Raw genomic sequence first — 19050 nt, forward strand, 5'->3', positions numbered from 1 at the left:
TCACGTCAGGAGGCGTTCGATGGTCGTCGACCAGTCGATTTTGAGGGAACACCACATCTCATGCCCCGCAGCACCCATTTCTGCAGCTTCACTGGATGATCCCAGCAGCTTCGCCATACTCTCGGCAAGCCCCTCGGCAGTCGACTCGCTCAGAATACCTGTTCTATCATTGAGTACAACATTACATAGATCCCCTGCATCCGCTGTCGTGATCAGCGGTTTGGACGCTTCGAGGGCTTCCATGACGAGTTCGTCCCCGTCCGCAAGGTCGCCGTCGGCCGTTGCACAGACGACCGCCCGGGCACGGCCGACCAGACCGGCAAGTTCGGCCCGCGGCAAGGCGCGCAGGTCCAGCGTCACGCGCCCCTCCAAACCCGCTGCGCGCACCTGCTCCTGCAGCCTTCTCGCTTCTGCCGGGCTGTCGGGCCTACCGGCAATGATGAGCTTGGCACTGGGGGGAAGCAGTCTCATTGCGTCGATGAGGAGCGAATGACGCCGCTTTCCGTCGACACGACCGGCCGCCAGGATATAGCCGTCGTCGCCCAACGAAGTGAAGCGCTCTGGGTCGCATAGCGGCGGCACGAGAATGTCTGGCGCGACATCATAATGGCGCCGCATCCGGGACTGGACGGCTTTCGAGCTGGCGAACAACCTCTTCGAGGACCGAAACGAGCGGATATCGTTCCTGATCACGGCGTCCTTGATGGACCGGGCCCGAGGTTCACGTTTCCCAAGCATGTCGAGTTCCTCGACATAATCGTACGACTGTGGATGCGAAGCCATGATCCAACAGACTCTGGTGTGAAACGGCACAAGATAAGCAGGAAAGCCAAGAGAGATCACACGGTCGACATTGAAAAGCTTGAGTGACTTGAAGATGAACATCTCGTCGAGCAGCCGTTCTGCGGGACAACCCTTGAACGGCAGCCGCATCGCCTCCGCGTTCACGCCTTGCAGCTTCATGTGCCGAATGAGATGATTGGTTAGTTCTTCCGCTCGCCCATGTAGGAAAGGGATCATGGTCGTGAGGACTAGGACATTCACGATGTGAGCCTCTCGATGACATGCTCCCAATGAATCCTTAATTCGGCCAGACGCTGGTAGGCATTTTGGCCGAGATCCCGCGCCAGTTTCCGATCGGTCCACACCCGGTCGAATGCATCCGCAAGGGCCGCCGGATCTGGATCCGCAACGATGCCGGACACGCCGTCGATGATGAACTCGGGCACTCCACCGGAATCCGAAACGGTGACGGTGGTCTTGCGAGCAAGCGCCGCCTCGATGGTGGGATATCCGTAGCTGTCTTCATCGAGTGGGACATAGATCGCCGCCAGCGCCGTCGAAAGCAACGACGTCTTTTCTCCCTCGCTAATCCAGCGCAGATCAAGCGTCACGCGATCCTCTAGCTCACGCAGGGCAATGAGCTTGCGAAGATAGTCAGCATATTCAGCAGAGGCGCTGCGTCCGGCAATGCGTAGCCGCACGGGGGTCCTCGTCAGCTTCATTGCTTCGATGGCCAGATGCTGGCGCTTGTGGTGCTCGACCCGGCAAATGAAGGCGATCTCGCCACCCCATGCCTCCGCAAAGAAACGCTCCGGAGCAAGGACCGGCGGATAGAGCACCTCCGCATCGACGCCGTTGAAAGTCTTCAACCGCTTCTGGACGATCGCTGAATTTGTGAAAATCTTGTGCGCCTCGTCGAGGGCTTTCGTATCCGCCGTCTTGAGATTGGCTCGGTACGCTTCCCAGTACGCCGTGCGCGGCAACGGGTTGTAGTCGGTTTCCCATAAGTCATAGAACTGACGGATGTGATGGATGAACCACACGATCTTTGTATGATGCCGGACGACGTGCGCTGGCGGCCGAAACGTGATGACGCGGTCGAAGCTGTCGTTCAAGTCCATGAGACGGAAGGCCAGCATCTGCTGGAAAAGCGTGGCCGGATCGTCCACCTGCGGAATCCATACCGTCTCGACCTCGTGCCCGGCCTCTACAAGCTTGGGAGCAAGCCAATCTACGATAAAGCGCCCGCCGCCCTGGACTAGGGGTATTGCTGATGAAACCAACCCAATCTTCACGCTGCCTCGACCTCCGGCACTAGAGCTACTTGCCAACCATCGGATGGGCGGGGACGCCGACGGCCGTTACATCGGCAGCTATCTCGCCAACGACGACGCCGCCGGCGCCGATGGTGGTTCTAGGGCCGATCTTGCTCAGTGGCCTAGCCACCGCCCCAATGCCAAAGAAGACTTCTTCCCCGATGGTCACGTTGCCACCGAGCACGGACCGCGGCGCCACATGCGCGCCCGCGCCGACAAGGCAATCATGCTCCACCACTGCGGCGGTATTGACGATGGCAAAGTCGCCGACCTGCGCGCAAGCATGGACTACGGCTTGGGGCAGAACGGCGACCCCCTCCCCTAAGACGGCGCTCGCGGACACGACAGCGCTCGGATGAACGAGCGTAGGCAGCCGAAACCCAATCGCGCGAAGGCGCAATCCAATGCGTCGGCGAAGTTCGTTGCGACCCAAAGCCACGAATGCCGCGGCATGGCCATCTGCAAAGAGCTGAGGCGCAAGACTGTCATCCCCCACGACGGGGACGCCTAGAACGGTGCTGCCAACCGGCGCGGGATCAAGCAGCCCGACCGGTGTCCAGCCGGCCGCACGGGCCAGCTCGATGATCACTTTGGCATGCCCCCCTGCCCCGACGATGTGAAGGTCGAACTCCCTGGACATTCAGAGCATCTCTCCAATGGCATCCTACATGGCCGATTTCGCAAGCGGCTATGCCACCCAGTGGCATTCTCGCGCGGCAGCCCATCTGGCCGGCCCTGAAGCGGCTGGAGCGCCACAGCGCCCATGCCGTTCCGGCCGCATAGCGTCTAAACGACACAGGGTTGCGAAAGCAAGCGGAAAAGCACCTCGAACGAAGCCTCTGAGCCGTCTGCGCGTGGAATTCGGGTCTAGCCTCTCCCCGATCCGCATTCTGTGACAGCGAACCCGCTCCTGACTCGCTGAGGAACGCTCCCACGGATATCGTGCGACACTTACGGGCCCTCAACGGGCAGCCGATCCGTCCCCTTGTCGGCCCCTTTGGCCGCCACCTCGAACGTCCTCGCCGAGCGAGCAGGGGCGGCTTCGATCCCGTCCGGTCGGTTCAGCACATCGGACAGGACAGCCGCCATGTCGCTCAGCGTGGCTCGGTCGGCCTTCGCGTCGATCTGGAACTGCCGGACATGGCTGTCGAGAGCCCCCCGCAAGCTGACGATCTCATGGCGCAAAGACGTGAGCTCTGACATCACCTGAGACAGTTGCGGCAGAACCTCCGTCTCCTCGATCGCCGTTCGCACATGACCTCTGAACCGGTGGGAGAATGGGAGGAGCACGGGACGGGCACGTCGAACAAGCACCCGGGCGGCGCGCCGCCAAGCCGGACGCCGGTCGGAACCGACACCTGCAGCCGCCGCCCCGGTGTCGGGCTGCATGGCCGGCACAACCTCTGGAACGGCCGCGGCAACGATGCCAGCCTCGATGAAGGTCCTGCACTCCTGCATCTTGGCTGCATCGGCCGCAAGAGGACGCGCCTCCTGCGACGCTTCGGGGACGCCTGCGAGTGGACGCACGTTCAGGCTAACCAGTCCAAGGCCAATCGAGCGACTATCCTTCACGGGCTTGGTCGGGTACGGCACTGTCAATTCGATGACGTTCGTGGGCTTCTTCAGCCTGAACGGCAGGGAAACGGTCTGGGCATTGTTCATGTCGGCGCCAAACCGGGCGAGGTTGGACGAGTTGCCGATCTTGACCTTGATGTCGGCACCGGCATTGCGATCGTACCCCACGGCCGCAACGTCAAGGATGAACTCTTTGTCCAGCATGTGATTGAGCGAGATCACCACCCGCTCGGCGTCGCTCCAGCGGCCCCAAGTCTCTGCCCCGGAAAGGCCCTGGATGTCCGTCACGCAGGCCGGGAGCTCCGCATGATTGAAGAAGATGCCGTCGGCCAGAGACGACCCGGTCACTTCCTTGGCTATGTCGGCGCTCGGGAGCGGACGATAGGACTCGGAGTTGTCGAGGGTGCGCCCGACGATCCTAGCCGCCGACCGATGTAACTCACGGCCGGTGGTCTTGACTAGGCTCTGCTTGGCGAGATTTTCGAGAATGCCCGATTTCTCGAGGTTTTCTTTCCAGACCGGCCTGCAGTAGGCGTCTGAAAAATGGTACGCGACGTCCCTCTGATCCTCCCGGATGTCCGCGATGAACACCTCGTCGCCCGACAGGATCTTCTGGAGAACCTCCCGCGCCTGACCGACTGATGTGACGCAGCCTTTCACCGAACCGGGGCACATGCGGCCCAATAACGAATCCTGGAAATAGACGATAGGCATTCCGCTAATAGCGGCTTCCACGGGCGAATAATGCACGTGCCGTGCCTCCCTCGAATGGTAGTAGAGGGCGGCGCAATCCAAATAGAGGCTTTGCAGTTCTTCATCAGTCACAAAGCCTGCCACGTGCGGATCATCGATCGGCGCATCCTGATGACCAACAATCACATGCGGCAGATCGCCGAAGTCCCGCTTGAAGTCCTTGTAAATCTTAGCATAGTAGGAATCGGTCACCACGTTGGGCGCGACGAACAGAATCTCCTTGCGCGTTCCTCGCCACTTGCCCTCGTTCCTGAAGAACGAGCTGGGGATGCCGATGGGCAAGAATAGCGATTTGTCCTTGAAAAGTGTTGATTCAACCTCGTGCAGGTGATCGTACCCCTCGCCGAACCAGAACCGCTCCTTGACGCTCTCGAGCCTGTGGCGGAACCCGCGGCCGTACATGTCCTCAAGGACTTTGTTATAACTGTGCCTGTTGTCGAGGCCGAAAGCGCGAAAGACGATTTCCCCATCGAAATGCGTGACCGCTTCAATGACCTGCCTGCCATACGGGATGATAAAAATTGTTCCGAAGTATCTGTTGAGCAGCCTGATGATATCCGGCGGCCAGTCGGTCAAATAGAAATCGAAACTGTTAAGGCGATCCAGCACCTTCTTCGGTATGCTGAGGCACTGGTCGTAGTCGAAGGTGACCGCCGCGCTCCGGAAATTTTTATTCGGAATGATTTTTGGAACGTAAACCTCAAAGCCGAGATCCCTGATCAACGGCACTTCGTAGGGCATCAAGGTCTTATGGTTGAGAAGCCATAAAATGCGGCGGCTCTTCCGGAGCATGTTGAATGTATGTCCTGTGTCGCGGCGACGGAGATTACGAAAAGCGGGTACCTTCTGGACATCAGCAGGTCAAGGCAGACGCTACGACCGTAGATGGAATATTGTCCGGTGTGGCCACGAGACACAGGCCACGCCCCCTTCACTCGGCACTTGCTGAGGATGAACCGCCCTTGATCATCCCGCCGGGCCTGAGCGCCACCAGGCGATTGCTAGAGGAAGACATGATAGATACCCACAGCCGGGCTGGTTTATGCCATTCTGGATAATCTCAACTTCCGTCGGAGCACGGACGTACTGCTGTTGCTGCTGGAACATCCGCACTGGGAGATGGTGTTCCAGCCCAAACGTGTGGCTTACTTGAACCTGTTCGAGCCATGGTGGAAAATTCCGCGCGTACTTGCTCTTGTCGGTGGGCAGTTCGGGAGTTGGGACGAGATGACCGATGCAGTCCGCCGCTCCACAATCAACTGGAATGCATATCGCTATCCCTTCGCTTGGGGGCAAGCGCCGCCGGGCACACCGCTCACACGGCATTACCGTGCTTCTGAGGGCGGCATGACTTCCCAGATGAATCACATGGCAGCCAACATCGGCATCGAGACCAACGCCGCTTCTGGTGTTAAGTCCAGCAACTTCCCGAATTGACCGTAATAAAGCATCGTAACCAGCGCCGCTACACCTACCTACTAGAGCGCGAGACCTGATGCGACATCCCTCTCTCCTACGACGCTTCCTCTATGGCCTATGTTTCCAAGACAGATTCGCTCGACTATACACCCCAAAAAGGTGTGCTTATGAACCGGATGAATGATCTGCGCATGTGGCGGGGCCTTCTGTACATGGGGCGGGGCCTTATTGTTGTCGGGGTAGCGTGGCTTCTTCTCGTTGTGCTCCTCCTGGGGTTGCAGGAGTCGGGGCAAAATTTCGGCTTTAATGTCTGGTGGAGCGGAGAGGCCCGTACCTGGATGGTGTGGCTGCAGGAAGGACCCGGAAGCTTGGCGGCCCGGATCTTCTGGCAGATCGACGGCCGGAATCCACTTTCACCTTGGTGGTACATTTCGGTCCGGTCTTTAATCCTGAGCTATCCGGCCGCGTTCCTCGTTCTTCACCTAGCCGCGTCGTTGCTCCTGGGGTTGGCCTGCTATCTCACTGTTATCTCCGTGACAAGAGGGCGGGGCCGGCTGTTCGGGATATCGCTCGGCATCCTCACGGCGGTGTTCCTATGCAGTACCAGGACCGATAACGTCCACTGGCTCCTCCTTGGGGCGCTGGCGTGCTCACTTCTGAGTGTGGCCTGCTTTGCTCAGTTCCTTAATTCCGGCCGGCGCCCGATGTGGCTCGCTTGGTCGCTCATTCTGTGGACGGTGGCGTTTCAGACCTACACCATCCAATCGGGAGCCGTGCTGGCTGTCGGCGTCCTGTCGTTCTTGCAGGAAGGCCAACCGTACAGTGTGCGGAATGTGGTCAGGCGGGTGTCGGGCGCAGGTGTAGACGTTCTGCCGTACGTGGTGACGCTCCTGCTGTTTGTTCTCGTGTGGAGGACGACATCCACCACTGGCGTCACTGAAACGATAAGCCTTTCCGATCCTAGTCGGATCGTTCAGTCGCTGAAACAGGGCCTCTGGCACAGCGACTATTCCGTTTACTTGGCATGGGCGCGTCAACTTAGGCCAGAGCTTGCTCTGCTCGTTCTGATGTTCGTGGTTCCGCTCCTCCTCATCACCCAGGGATGGGTTGGCGGGGTGTCTGAGCACGATGACGCGCCGATCGGACTCCTTGACCTAACCAAAGTATTGTTAGTCGGAGTTTGCTTAGTCGTGCCGACCGTAGCGCTCGAATCGACATCGCCGATGCATCCGCCCGGGTCGCGTTGGATAATGGTGATTCAGTTCTGGGCGCCGCTGCTCGCCTTGTCGCTCGTGGCTCTGGCTGTCCTTTCTCTTCCGCTGTCGCGCGGGCTAAAGCATTGGACTTGGTGGCTAGCTAGCGCTAGCCTCGCAACCGGGGCTATCCTGCTGACCCTCGCTTTCAACCAAATCCAGACGGACATTGCGCGGGACGAGCAGGCCTTCATGGCCGAGTTGCGGCGGATTGTGATTGAGGACCGGACGGCCCAGGCCGAGTTCCCGCGCCACTATCTAATCAAGTCCTCATCGCGCCTTTGGCTGCCGTCCGAATTTGTGAACCGCGCCTATACCAGAACTCAGATCGGGAGCTACGGCGAAACGACATTCCGCTATCTTACGCCGGGCCCAACAGTCTACCCACCGGTTTTCCTGCCGGATGGGGTCAAGAACCCGGAAGCCGGTCGGCAAGGGTTTGCGCCTTATTCCCGAGTTGGGGTACTGGCCTGGGACGGCAAGCGCATGGAGCGGGTGTCGGGCGCGGATTGAGCAGCCTTCAATGGATTGGCGGTCGAATGGAAACGGAGCGAACCGCGCCCGTGATCAGAGCCGCCGTTGAGCTACCCTCAGACGCCTCTTGCAGGGCGGCTTTTTCTTTGCCACAGCACGGGTGTACATGACCGTTGAACGTCGCCGTGCGCTCGTCGCACTTTAGCAGTCCGCTTCATCGACAACAAATCATTGTGGGGCTCTCCAGATCTGGCGGCGATCCCGAACGGCCTACATCCGGGCGATGCGATCACGTAGCAGATCGTCGTCCCGAACGTCACAGCGATACTCTTGTCAGTTTTAGAACCGCCTGATGTCGGCACCAATTGCAGAGATGGTTTCCTACAAGCCAATCATCGACTCTTACAGAATCTCAAACGACGCGACATGGCGGCGTTGGTCGGACGGACCTCTTTCGTCCATCCGTGATACACGCCCCCTCGGCAGGCCGCAAAGCTTGCATCGCTGTTCAGAATGCGCCACTAGGGTTGCACAAGGCAAAGCGGTTTAGAAATGAGCAACAGGCGCGCCCTTTGGGTTGTGAATCATCAGACGCTGATGGCGGCAGAGGTCCCAATTTTGCGATCCCTCGGTTGGGAGGTCTACGTACCTAAGATCATCCCCCACAACAACCCCGAGTACAGAAGCGGCGGCGTAACATATGAGTACGACGCGGCACTGCAACTTCATCCAGCAGCCCTCGCAATCCTCAACCAGCATGATTTTTATCATCAGGCTTGGTCTGCCACGGTGACGGAAATCCTAAATAAGAACTTCGATGTCCTAATAGCGGGTTTTTCATACTACACATTGGTATTATCAGAAGCAGCCAAAAAATTTAACGGCTTGATATGTGCCAGGGCGTTCGGTCGAGAGTATCCGAGGACGTATGCCGATTTTGATCAGTATGGGATGATGCCAGGGGTTCTAGCTGAGCTCGACCGATTGGGAAGCAGATTTGTTTTTGCGCAGGGCTATGAAAACTTAGCTGAAATCGAGCCTGAGGCACTGCAGAGGCATGCTCAGACGGTAGGGATCCCTCTCCCGAAACAAATCTTCCACTACGAAGGCATCTGGAAGGGAGGAGGGGAAAATGCGATTTTCCTATGTCCTTCAATCACTACTTCTGCTTTTTATCAAGAGATCTACAAGGGCATAAAAGAGAGTTTTTCTTATTTGCCGCATATTATTTTTGGCAAGCAGTCGGGCAACGTCAATGATCCTTGCGTATTGCCTTACTTGAGCGACAGTGAGCTTGTTGAACTCTACGAAAACGCGCCTGTTTTTGTCTATCCTCACACTGAACCGAGGCACGTTCACTATTCTCCTTTAGAGGCAATGGTTGTCGGAACGCCAGTTTTATACTTAAAGGACGCACTTATCGATCGACTCAGTGGAAATGCCGACGTTCCAGGACGGTGTGATGGGGTGGAGGAAATGCAAGAAAAGGCAATGCGTCTCGTTAGAGGCGATAAGCTTTTAGCTGAACGTATCCGATCAAACCAAAGCAGAGTGATTGATCGGTTTTCGATCGATCGTGCAAAGAAGCAGTGGCTGTCTATACTCACTCGTTAAGACTATATTGCTACATATATGCCCAAGGGGGTGTGCGTTGCTCAAGAAAATAGTCAGGAAACTAGGCAGCCAATTGCGGCGTGCTACGCTCCCTTTAACGGGCTTCTGGCACCTAAGAGCTTTGCTGATGGATCAAAGCGAGCGCACCGAATTGTGTATTGCGCGTCTGAGCGAGGAATTTACGCACCTAGGCGAAGAATTGCAGTCTCAGGAGGAGCGAATTCACTCCTTAATTGCGGCTCAGGAAACTGCGGTAGCAGCGAGTATTGAAAGGATCGTCACTCAAGAAATCAATCGGTTGGATAGCTATATTTCCTATCACCGTGCGATGGTGCAACAGGAACTCACTGCGATGGTGCAACAGGAACTCACTTCGAAAACACCATTGTACGTTGGCAAAGGCTTGGATGCATTGATCCGCCTCTCAAGTGGTGCGTTCCTAACTATTCCAACTGAAGAAACTGGTCTGCTCTCGTACGTCGCTGCACACGGCGTGGATGCGATTGAACCGGGAGTTAGCCGATTGATATCGTCGCGTCTCCAGCCGGGTGGGATCGCGATCGACTGTGGTGGCAACATTGGCATTCACACGATCAATATGGCCACTGCTGTAGGATCGGGTGGAAGGGTTATTTGTTTCGAACCGCTTCCGCATCTCGCGAAAGCCATCAGACAGAGTCTATTGATCAATGGCTTTTCTAGCTTCGTTCATGTCGAAGAGGCGGCCATCTCGGATACAGTGGGTTCCGCCACAATTAATGCTGCAGCTCATAGTCCTCTGAGTTCGCTGTTTGACCTTGCCGCAGGTGTCGCGGCGGAAGCTCGACCGGTATCGATTACTACTCTCGACGAATTCATTCCTGTAGGTGAGCGCATTGATTTGATCAAGCTCGATATTGAGGGAGCTGAACCCCTGGCATGGCGGGGGATGCGGCGAATTGTAAACGATAGTCCCAACCTTGAGATTGTTATGGAGTGGTCATCGTCGCACTTCAGTAGGTCGAGGGAGAAGGCGTCGGACTTTATGGATGACATTCGTGCTGCGGGGTTCAACGCTTTCGTTATCAAGGATTGGCCGATAGGCGTCCTACTGCCTGCCTTAGAGGAACAAATCAGCAGTCTAGACGGTGCTAATCTTTTCTTTACGCGTAGGACGGTGGACGAAGTTCTTACCGTCACGCCTTAAACAACGATACGAATCTAATCCAAAGTCGGGCTTCCGGCCAGATTAAGTACGAGCAAATACGACGTTTATGTACTCACCTTCTTGAACGCGATCTATGACTCTGAAACCGGTTCGTTCTGCGAGAACGTCAGGTGACTTCCCTAGAAGAAATAGAGTGTGAAACCGTGTGAATGAGTAACGATACTCGTAACATGGTGACGAGTGAGCCATACCTCCTCCATCCTTGAGCAATGAGTGGAAATCTTTGAATTGTGCAATCGGGTCGCGGAAATGCTCAATGACGTTGTTCGAGAAGATCCCGTCAAACCGAGCCGATACTGCATTCCTTTGATTAACTACGAAAGCGCTGGCCACATCAGCACTAGGCTCATAGCCCCACACATCCCAACCTCCCTCCCTGAGTTTGGAGATGGTTGGGCTCCACGCGCCGCCACAGCCCCAATCCAGGTAAACACCTTGCCGCTGTGGGCGAAGAGAATGAAATGTTCTGATCTCATTAATGCTTGAGTCGCTTTCGGAGTATCGAGAGTAGAGGAGCCGGTAATCGAGATCGACAAAGCTCTCATCGAGGTCAAGGTACTTCTGGGCTCCGAAAACGCAGTCGCACCGAGGGCACTGGTACCGCTCCAACTCTCCCCCGCCGAACTCGCACTGATCTGTCAGAACCTGGAAGCCGCTGCGCTTGTCCGTGTACTCGCAGATGATGCATCGCAGATCTCGCGTCTGGAGGTTTGTATGGTAAGCGCGATCAAGGGCCTGCCAGAAGGCTTTAACCGAATAGGTCTCGGCGAGCAGAAGTTGCTTCTCTATCCGCTCTACGCGGGAGGCAAGGTCATCCATCATCATAGTCTCCTGGGTACGCTTCTGGGAATACCAGCACGGCCCGCCTTTTTCTATCCTACATCATGAGGGCACATTGGGACGGAAACGCCTCGCTTCAAGCGGCTATGCGGTGCCGATCCGGCTCACCCGCTGATATGCGACCGAAGGTCAAAGGGTGCCAGGCATAGCGCTTAAGTTAGAGTCTGGCAGTAACAAGACCTGTGCACAGTTGGCGAGATTGCGGTCTCTCTGGGCCCTGACAGACACCCTCTATCCGACAGGACCGACCTCCCATTCCGGATCTCACGGTTCCAGTGGGATCGAAGAGGCTAGGGAGCAATTATCTTTTCCTCTTCGGGTAAGACGGCGCAGCAGGATACAGCCTGTGGCGAGACAGAGCAGCATTTCGAGGGCCTCAACCATGCGCTTATGGTCCTCGGCAGGCCGCCGTTTCGTGATGAGCTAGGTGACTGTCCGCTTGATCACCCATCTGCAGGCGAGAACTTGAATACCGCCCGGTTGGGTCAGCGGTTCCGATCCAACTCGCATCCACACTGCGTATCCAGTCCATCAGTGCCGAGTGGTCGATGATCTCCGGCCCAAAGCTTTCTGAAGTCAATCCTTCAAATAGGGATAGGCAGTGTCGGCCCACATCAGCTCAGCGGCGGAAAACTGATGCCGCAGGCTAGCGAGCAAGAGTTCGGCGCGAGGGATCGTGAATGGCAGTTGGATATATCTTATCTTTCAGTAGAGTACCTTACGTGCCGACGAGCAGCCGGACGGTCCCGCCCCCTTTCCAACATCGGTCGGCTAAACGGGGAGCATGTCCGCGTCGGTGATAAGCAATACGGCCTCAAGTAGCATGATTTTGCAAGGACCTTGCCCTTCTGCGTCGTGGAAGCTACTCCGGGATGCGCCGACTCCGGCTTGGCTCCAGCGACGCCGCGCGGGCGCACTACCGTTCGGTTTCCAGCCCGACCTCTCCTACAGCATGGCCGGGCCACCCTTAGCCGCAATGACATTAGTCCTGAATCTCGAATCCTGCCTGATCTCGGTCTTATTCCGGTGTTCCGACATTCCTGAACTAAGGTCTGTGGGGATTCACATGAGCTTGGGATTATGCTTCAAGCTCTTGATGGATCGCTATGTATTGACGGATCCCAGTGGGCGAAGATGGAGCCGCATTGTCTGGGTAAGCCAACCGACCCCGGACGCAGCGGCAGCGACAATCGCCGCTTCATCGAGGCCGTGCTGTGGATCGTGCGAACCGGCTCACCATGGCGCGATCTGCCCGCGCATTTCGGGAACGGGAGCACGGCGTTTCGCCGCTTCAGCGACTGGCGCAAGGCGGATGTCTTCGTGAAGCTCTTCCAAGCCTGCTCGGACGAACCCGACATGGGCTTCGAACTCCTGCCGGGCCATCGCTTCGACACGGTCGGCGTCGAGCCGCTGATCGACGGTATCGATTTCGGTGGTCTGATCGCCGACAAGGCCTTCGACAGCGATACCATCATGGCTGATCTCAACGCGCGCGGTGCCAAGATCGTCATCTCTCAGCACCCAAGACGCGCAAGACCACTGCCACTCGATCGCGAACTCTACAAATGGCGGCATCTCATCGAGATGGTCTGATCACAAATGACAAATTCTGCCTGAGCCGCTTCGGACAGCTTAAGCTGAACTGGTGGCGACTGCCGTTACGCTTGCGCCGGCAGGAGCCAGGGAGTTGCCCTGTGCCGCAGAGCATATCTGCAGCAGGAGGCAACGATGCGGGACTGGCGGGTGCGTCGAGTGTTGCAGCCTCACCCGGATGGGCAGCGGCACTGGGACCGGACTTATCAGCAGCTGATGGCCTGGACCCACATCGGACCAAGATGCGCCGCGCTCCCGGCCGACCCCGCGCCTCCCGCACAGGAGGGGAACGATGAGGATCGGGATCTATGCACGGGTGTCCACTCAGCGCCAAGCCCAGGCGGACGGCCTCGCCCAGCAATTGGAGCGCCTGCAGGCGCATGCGCATCAGCAAGGATGGACCGTCGCGCCCGAGAACGTCTTCCGCGATGACGGCTACAGCGGTGCCACGCTCAAGCGACCAGGACTGGAGCGGCTGCGCGATCGCGTGGCCCTGCGGGACCTGGATGGTATCCTGATCACCGCTCCCGACCGGCTCGCCCGCAACTATGTGCATCAGGTGCTGCTGCTGCTGGAGGAGATCACGGCCACTGGATGCCAGGTCCGCTTCCTCGACCGGCCGATGAGCCAGGATCCCCACGACCAGCTTCTGCTGCAAATCCGTGGGGCCGTGGCCGAATACGAGCGCAGCCTGATTGCCGAGCGGATGCGGCGCGGCCGGCTGCGCAAGCTGCAGGCCGGCGTTCTGTTGCCATGGGTTCGGGTGCCGTACGGCTATCGCGTCGATCCGGATCGCCCCCGCGACCCAGCCGGCGTGCGTCAGGACGAAGCTGAGGCCGCTGTGGTGGCCGAGATGTTCGCCTGGTATGCTGACGAGGGCCGCAGCTTGTATGGCTTGGCCAAGAAGCTGCATCAGGACGCCGTGAGGCCACCGCGCAGCCGGACACGCTGGAGTGCGTCTGGCTTGCGGGTGATCCTGACCAATCCCGTTTACACGGGCGAGGTATATGCTGGGCGGATTCAGGAGGCCTGCCGGACCGGGAGCACGGCAACGCCCCGACGTATCCGACCGCGGGAGGACTGGATGGCCGTAGCGTCAATCCCGGCCATTGTCACCCAGGAGCAGTTCGATCGCGTGCAGGCCAAACTCGCCCAGAACCGCCAGTTCGCGCGCCGCAACAACACGGCTCAGAGTTATCTGTTGCGAGGCTTGGTCAGCTGCGGCGTGTGCGGGTTGGCGTGCTTCGGCCGCTGCTTGCAATCGCAGTATCGTTATTATTGCTGTCGCGGCAAGCTGTCGGACCTCCACTCCAACCGGGAGACAAAGTGCCGCTCGCGCTTTATTCCGGCCGAGCCGATTGAGAGCTTGGTCTGGGAGGATCTATGCCGTTTGCTAACCCATCCTGAGGCCATCGGCGATGCCCTGGAGCGGGCGCATGGCGGGCATTGGCTGCCTCAGGATCTGCAAGCCCGGCGCGATGCCTTGAAGCGTGGGCAAGTCCGCGTGGAGCAGCAAATCGAGCGACTGACCGAGGCCTACTTGAGTGAGGTTGTGGGCCTGGAGGAATATCGCCGTCGCCGTCACGACTTGGAGCAGACGGCGCACAGCCTTGGGGCCCAGCGGCAGCAGTTGGAGGCGCAGGTCGACCGTCAGGGCGAAATCGCACGCGTGAGCCTGAGCATCGACGAGTTCTGCCGCCGGGTGCAGGAAGGGCTTGAGCAGGCGACATGGGAGCAGAAACGGCAGCTCATCGAGTGGCTGGTGGTGCGGGTAGTCGTCACGGATGGCGATGTCGAGATCCGCTATGCCATTCCAACCAGCCCAAATGGCGAAGCCACTCGCTTTTGTCATTTGCATTCAGACTATCGAAAACTTCTTCTGTCGGCTCAAGGAGTTCAAGCGCATTGCCATGAGAGCTGACAAAACCGACCAAAGCTTCTCCGCAATGATCTATCTCGCAGCCGCCGTCATCAATTCACGATGAATCCCCACAAGCCTTAGTCTATAACTTGTCTCCCATTAAGTGCTGCACTAAGGGAGCACTTTGTTGTCTTCAAAGGTCGATGCATGTCTGGAACGCCACTGGTCCTGTACGGCGCGGGGAGTCAAGCCTACGTATTAGACGAGATAGTTACCTCCTCTGGCTTCCAAGTCGAGGCCATTTTGAACGATACCGAAGTACCCGCTGGCTTCGCGCTTGGAGTCAAGGTCATTGAAGGACGCGCGGCAATCGATGAATGGTTAAAGAACGCGTCGGTCGGGTTGCACTACGCAATTTCCATTGGCGCACATCATGGAGAAGCGCGTTCCGAACGCCACAGATTGCTACGTAGGTCTGGCTTGCAGCCTGCAACTCTTGTGCACCGGACAGCCTGGATCAGTAAAGGTGCGCAAATCGGAGAGGCCTGTCAGATTCTAGCCTTTGCCTTCGTGGGAACTAGAGCACGCTTAGGTGATGCAGTTATCCTAAACACGAGGGCTTCAATCGATCACGAGTGCATTCTCGGCCATGGCGTACATGTCGGACCAAGCGCAACAGTTGCGGGCCGTGTTGGAATCGGTGATCACACGTTCATTGGTACAGGCGCAAGCGTTTGTCCTGATGTTACTATCTCAGCGAATTGCATCATCGGAGCAGGCACGGTCGTTACGCGTAGTATCCACGAACCCGGGACATATGTCGGATCCCCAGCACGGCGGATTGGTTAAGGCGTGAAGAGGAGTAGGCTGCGATCGGGTGATCCGAGCGTAATCATAGTGCTGCATCAGTCACCTCACCATCCGGCAGGCTTTATCGCGTTCCTGAGAACAAGGCCCACGCTGACCGGAACGATCCGGCACATGGTCATTGCGGACAACCTTGCGCACTTGATCTCCGAGTGGCGCCTAGAGGGGGCCGGTTCCGATGGCGAGGCCTTCGTGGAAACCGGATTGGCGACGGACGTGATGTGCCGTCGGCCCGATGGCACATGGCTTTATGTAATTGATCTTCCTGATGGGATCCAAACAGCCGGACCATAGTAGCCAGTTCCAGACTGCGCGTTTTGCGAATTACGCGGATCTCTTGCCCGGAAGCCAGGGTTGTAATTCCGCGCGAGGAAAGTGGATCTCCGGCTAACAGATTGATGGGAATTTGGCAGAGTTCTGCTAGTCGCTGGAAAGCCCCGAAGGCTCTCTGGGGCTTTTCATGACAGAACGACACTCACTTGACGGCTAACTCCGGTCGCTCCGGAACGGGGCTGGCGATAATCACCCCGTATAATAGTAGGTAGCCCCGTTATCGTATACCACTTCCCAATAGGCAACGCCGGTATATGGATTGTTGTTGTACGTTGACAGATACCAGTTTTGCTCGTTGTACTGATCTAAGTCGGTGACAGAATTCCATCCATTATCCCATTCCACTTGCCACCAATCATCATTGCCATTGGCGTCGATGTTAACCCAAATGTTAGCCCATGGTTGAATGTTCGCCGTGTCCGAATAAGGTTGGATAGCCATCGTACACTCCTCAATTCAAAGGAAAGACGGATGCCACGCGTCGTCCGTACACTGGAATGACTGCGCAACTCTGCTAGCTCATAAGTATTCGTGCGGCTATAGGGCTAAACTCCCAGATAACAGAGCGCCACGCCAACACTGCATGATCAGACCTTATACCAAATGCGCTCACATCAAAATAATAAAGCAAATATTTCGTAGTTACGAATTAGTATATGATACTTAAATGGTAACTTTTTTACTGATTCGAGCTTGGCAATGAGGCGTTTAGAAATCCTGTAGCTCTAAACACTCAGGGTGGTTTAGAGGGTGCTCTATAGTAGCTCGATAATCTCGCCGGCGCTTTGCCCGGGCCAAGGCTCCAGTGCCTCACCTCGGTCGGGAGCTCCGACACCATGACCATTAACCGAGCTGCATTTTCGCGGCTGTGCAGGCGTCGCTCTCCGGCGGGCGCGTCTCGGTCTCAGCCCGTGGCCTCCTGCCGGGCTCTGGTGGCGGCGCGGCTGCCTGTAAAAAGGTTGCTACCCATGCGGATAAACGGCCGCTCAATGTATTTCTCGGAAAGTGCTGCTATCGGAACGGTGATCGCCGTCGCAAGCGCTGCATAGGCCAAGCCGAAGAAAAGGTAGTGCTCCGAGACGTTTTCGCGCCCGAATGCAAAGGCATAGAGCCAGAACGGCCACCAGATGACCATGACGTGCCACAGGTAAAGGCTGTAGCTGATCCGACCTAAAAAGGTCAGAGCGGCGTGATCGAACGGGTGCTTCTGCTCTCGGCAATGATAGAGAGAAGCCACGGCACCAAACGCCAGCCCAAGGATAACGATAACCCCCGGTGTGCTCCCGATCGGGTAATAGAACCGAGCCAAGACCATCCCGGCCAGAAACACGGCATAACTCTGAGCCGGCAGCTTGTTAAAGGCGTCTTTGGTGATTTGGGACGGGATCAGCATTCCAAGAGCGAACGCGGGGAGTGCGACGTTGAGCAGATCCGCGGCAAAAGGAGCCCCGGTCCAGAGGTTGGTTTCGGCCCAGAACAGGAAGGCGACCAACGCCAGCGTCCCCACGAGGCTCCAAAACCACGCGACAAGCAAGATGAAGGGGATCATGAGCATCTCCGTCTGGAGCGTCCAAGTTCCGCCGTTCACCTTATGGGATAGCAGCAGGCTGTTCTCTGCAATATCGCGAAGGCTCATGTGGCTAGCTGCGCCGAAGACAACCACTGCAACGATCATTGCAGGGTAGATCCGCAGCACTCGTCTGATCGTAAACCTGGCCATTGCGGCAGGGCCAATTTGTTCTTCCCTGGTCAGGGATGCCATGAGGACGGCACCGCTTAGGATGAAGAAGATATAGACGGCCATGCCACCATTCACGATGGACAGGACCAGCCTTTCCCACAATTCTCCACTTTTGAGTGTCGAGAGCGGTGGGCTCAGAACGCGATCCACGAGGCCTGAATTGCTGATGTGAAGAGCATGATGGATCAGAACGCAAAGCGCAGCGATCCCTCTTAGGCTGTCAAGTCGAAGATTTCGCAATATTCTGCCCCCAAAGGTACTCTTTATCAATGGTCATGGCGCTGAGGGACGAATAACCCGAAGTGATCGATGGATGCAAGGCAGCCGAAACACTCAAGCTGAACCTTATCAGGCTTTTTACTTGTTGTAGCCTAAGGATTTCATGACCGGGGACGCGAACGCCGGGGACTGTCGGAATTTCCGTGTACGGGCCGGGTTCATCATCCCAGCCTGAAGCGGCCTTCGAAGAGAATGGCGAACTGCGCTTTCGCCATGCCCCATTCGCGTGGCGGCATCTTCCACTCTTTCTGCGTCTGTCTCAAGACCAGGAACAACAGCTTGAACGCACTCTCGTCCGTGGGAAAGTGGCCGCGGGCCCGCACCGCCCGGCGCAGCTTGGCATTCAGCGCCTCGACGGCATTGGTGGTGTAGACGATCCGGCGCACCTCGTCCGGAAAGGCGAAGAACGGGATCACCGCCGTCCAATTGCGTCGCCAGGCGGCCGCGATCGCCTCATACTTGCGGCCCCAGCTTGATGCTGCGAACGCCTCCAGGGCCGCCTGGCCGGCCTCGGCATCCTTAGCCCGGTAGATCTGCTTCAGGGCTCCCGCCACCGCTCTGCGGTCCTTGTAGGACACGAAGGCGAGCGACGAGCGGATCAGGTGCATAAGGCAGGTCTGAACCTGGGCCTCGGGGAACACCGCCGTGATCGCGTCGGGAAAGCCCTTTAGGCCATCCACGATGGCAATCAGCACGTCCTCGACGCCACGGGTCCTGAGCTCGTTCATCACCCGCAGCCAGAATTTGGCTCCCTCGCTCTGCTCGATCCATAAGCTGAGGATCTCCTTGGTGCCGTCCGGACGGACCCCCAGAGCGAGATAAACGGCTTTGTTGCGCACCGTGCCTTCATCGCGCACCTTGACCCGGATGGCGTCAAAGAACACCAGCGCGTAGAGCGCCTCCAGGAGCCGGTTCTGCCACTCCGCGATCTCCTCCAGGACCGCATCGGTGACGGCGCTGACCAAGTCCGGCGAGACCTCGATCCCATAGAGATCCCGCAGGTGCCCCTGGATCTCGCGCACGCTCATGCCGCGGGCGTACATCGACACAATCTTCTCATCAAAGGTTAGCGGTGTTCTCAGGCCACGGCCTTGAGGTCTGGCGCGGTGGCGTAGGCCCACGGCAGCAGATCATCGATGCGG

Annotated in this window: 14 protein-coding genes and 2 pseudogenes; 8 read left to right on the forward strand and 8 right to left on the reverse strand. The window is 57.6% G+C overall.

The genetic code is table 11. From position 1 onward, the window contains the following. The 4 genes from DRB19_RS16420 to DRB19_RS16435 form a co-directional block, all read right to left on the reverse strand. Positions 1-1044, reverse strand: coding sequence for a glycosyltransferase family 4 protein (locus tag DRB19_RS16420; RefSeq protein WP_147021752.1), 1044 nt, complete (start codon positions 1042-1044; stop codon positions 1-3). Beyond that, the gene (locus DRB19_RS16425; protein ID WP_245439575.1) at positions 1041-2066 is read right to left on the reverse strand and encodes a glycosyltransferase family 4 protein; all 1026 of its coding nucleotides are present in this window, start codon (positions 2064-2066) and stop codon (positions 1041-1043) included. Before DRB19_RS16425 ends, DRB19_RS16420 begins: the two co-directional genes overlap by 4 nt. Before the next feature lie 37 nt (positions 2067-2103). Further along, positions 2104-2739 (reverse strand): acetyltransferase, encoded by a 636-nt coding sequence (locus DRB19_RS16430; protein ID WP_114187111.1) that lies wholly within the window; start codon positions 2737-2739, stop codon positions 2104-2106. A 311-nt stretch (positions 2740-3050) separates the two neighbouring features. Beyond that, a complete protein-coding gene (locus tag DRB19_RS16435; RefSeq protein WP_114187112.1) occupies positions 3051-5219 on the reverse strand; it encodes a DUF7024 domain-containing protein in 2169 nt (722 codons plus the stop codon). 300 nt (positions 5220-5519) lie between these two features. Here DRB19_RS16435 and DRB19_RS16440 point away from each other — a divergent pair, with 300 nt between their 5' ends. The 4 genes from DRB19_RS16440 to DRB19_RS16455 all read left to right on the forward strand — a co-directional run bounded on the left by DRB19_RS16440 (position 5520) and on the right by DRB19_RS16455 (position 10373). Next, positions 5520-5864: a hypothetical protein gene (locus tag DRB19_RS16440; RefSeq protein WP_147021751.1), complete on the forward strand. Its 345-nt coding sequence runs from the start codon at positions 5520-5522 to the stop codon at positions 5862-5864. A gap of 149 nt (positions 5865-6013) precedes the next feature. Beyond that, positions 6014-7612 carry a hypothetical protein gene (locus DRB19_RS16445; RefSeq protein ID WP_147021750.1) on the forward strand — a complete coding sequence of 533 codons (1599 nt, stop codon included), beginning with the start codon at positions 6014-6016 and terminating at the stop codon, positions 7610-7612. 513 nt (positions 7613-8125) lie between these two features. After that, positions 8126-9187 (forward strand): glycosyltransferase family protein, encoded by a 1062-nt coding sequence (locus DRB19_RS16450; protein WP_147021749.1) that lies wholly within the window; start codon positions 8126-8128, stop codon positions 9185-9187. Positions 9188-9314: 127 nt separating this feature from the next. Continuing rightward, complete coding sequence (locus DRB19_RS16455) at positions 9315-10373, forward strand: FkbM family methyltransferase (protein ID WP_114187116.1); 1059 nt, start codon at positions 9315-9317, stop codon at positions 10371-10373. Positions 10374-10415: 42 nt separating this feature from the next. Here DRB19_RS16455 and DRB19_RS16460 read toward each other — a convergent pair whose 3' ends face one another. Then, complete coding sequence (locus tag DRB19_RS16460) at positions 10416-11216, reverse strand: class I SAM-dependent methyltransferase (protein ID WP_210207488.1); 801 nt, start codon at positions 11214-11216, stop codon at positions 10416-10418. A gap of 1098 nt (positions 11217-12314) precedes the next feature. Between DRB19_RS16460 and DRB19_RS16465 the strand changes: the two genes are divergently transcribed. The 4 genes and pseudogenes from DRB19_RS16465 (at position 12315) to DRB19_RS31875 (ending at position 15537) form a co-directional block, all read left to right on the forward strand. Beyond that, positions 12315-12827, forward strand: a complete 513-nt coding sequence (locus DRB19_RS16465) for a transposase (protein WP_114187117.1) — start codon at positions 12315-12317, stop codon at positions 12825-12827. Between the two features lie 292 nt (positions 12828-13119). Then, entirely contained in the window at positions 13120-14748 is a 1629-nt protein-coding gene (locus tag DRB19_RS16470) for a recombinase family protein (protein WP_114187118.1), read from the forward strand. After that, positions 14693-14812 (forward strand): annotated as a pseudogene (locus DRB19_RS16475) (transposase); the annotation flags it as partial. The gene DRB19_RS16470 and the pseudogene DRB19_RS16475, both read left to right, overlap by 56 nt. Positions 14813-14895: 83 nt before the next feature. Further along, positions 14896-15537 carry a NeuD/PglB/VioB family sugar acetyltransferase gene (locus DRB19_RS31875; protein WP_114187119.1) on the forward strand — a complete coding sequence of 214 codons (642 nt, stop codon included), beginning with the start codon at positions 14896-14898 and terminating at the stop codon, positions 15535-15537. Positions 15538-16077: 540 nt separating this feature from the next. On the opposite strand, the gene DRB19_RS16490 is transcribed toward DRB19_RS31875, so the two are convergent. The 3 genes and pseudogenes from DRB19_RS16490 to DRB19_RS16500 form a co-directional block, all read right to left on the reverse strand. Next, positions 16078-16329 carry a hypothetical protein gene (locus tag DRB19_RS16490; protein ID WP_114187121.1) on the reverse strand — a complete coding sequence of 84 codons (252 nt, stop codon included), beginning with the start codon at positions 16327-16329 and terminating at the stop codon, positions 16078-16080. 463 nt (positions 16330-16792) lie between these two features. Continuing rightward, positions 16793-17899 (reverse strand): acyltransferase family protein, encoded by a 1107-nt coding sequence (locus DRB19_RS16495; RefSeq protein WP_114187122.1) that lies wholly within the window; start codon positions 17897-17899, stop codon positions 16793-16795. Positions 17900-18069: 170 nt separating this feature from the next. Beyond that, positions 18070-18972 (reverse strand): annotated as a pseudogene (locus DRB19_RS16500) (IS256 family transposase); the annotation flags it as partial. Positions 18973-19050 lie beyond the last annotated feature (78 nt).

The organism is Microvirga aerophila (assembly GCF_003332305.1).
GTDB classification, from domain to species: Bacteria; Pseudomonadota; Alphaproteobacteria; order Rhizobiales; family Beijerinckiaceae; genus Microvirga; species Microvirga aerophila.

Excerpts from the sequence above, each read along its gene's own strand:
- DRB19_RS16430 (WP_114187111.1), bottom strand. The coding sequence starts at position 2,739 with ATGTCCAGGGAGTTCGACCTTCACATCGTCGGGGCAGGGGGGCATGCC.
- DRB19_RS16435 (WP_114187112.1), bottom strand. The coding sequence starts at position 5,219 with ATGCTCCGGAAGAGCCGCCGCATTTTATGGCTTCTCAACCATAAGACC.
- DRB19_RS16445 (WP_147021750.1), top strand. The coding sequence starts at position 6,014 with ATGAACCGGATGAATGATCTGCGCATGTGGCGGGGCCTTCTGTACATG.
- DRB19_RS16450 (WP_147021749.1), top strand. The coding sequence starts at position 8,126 with ATGAGCAACAGGCGCGCCCTTTGGGTTGTGAATCATCAGACGCTGATG.
- DRB19_RS16455 (WP_114187116.1), top strand. The coding sequence starts at position 9,315 with ATGGATCAAAGCGAGCGCACCGAATTGTGTATTGCGCGTCTGAGCGAG.
- DRB19_RS16460 (WP_210207488.1), bottom strand. The coding sequence starts at position 11,216 with ATGATGGATGACCTTGCCTCCCGCGTAGAGCGGATAGAGAAGCAACTT.
- DRB19_RS16465 (WP_114187117.1), top strand. The coding sequence starts at position 12,315 with ATGCTTCAAGCTCTTGATGGATCGCTATGTATTGACGGATCCCAGTGG.
- DRB19_RS16470 (WP_114187118.1), top strand. The coding sequence starts at position 13,120 with ATGAGGATCGGGATCTATGCACGGGTGTCCACTCAGCGCCAAGCCCAG.
- DRB19_RS31875 (WP_114187119.1), top strand. The coding sequence starts at position 14,896 with ATGTCTGGAACGCCACTGGTCCTGTACGGCGCGGGGAGTCAAGCCTAC.
- DRB19_RS16490 (WP_114187121.1), bottom strand. The coding sequence starts at position 16,329 with ATGGCTATCCAACCTTATTCGGACACGGCGAACATTCAACCATGGGCT.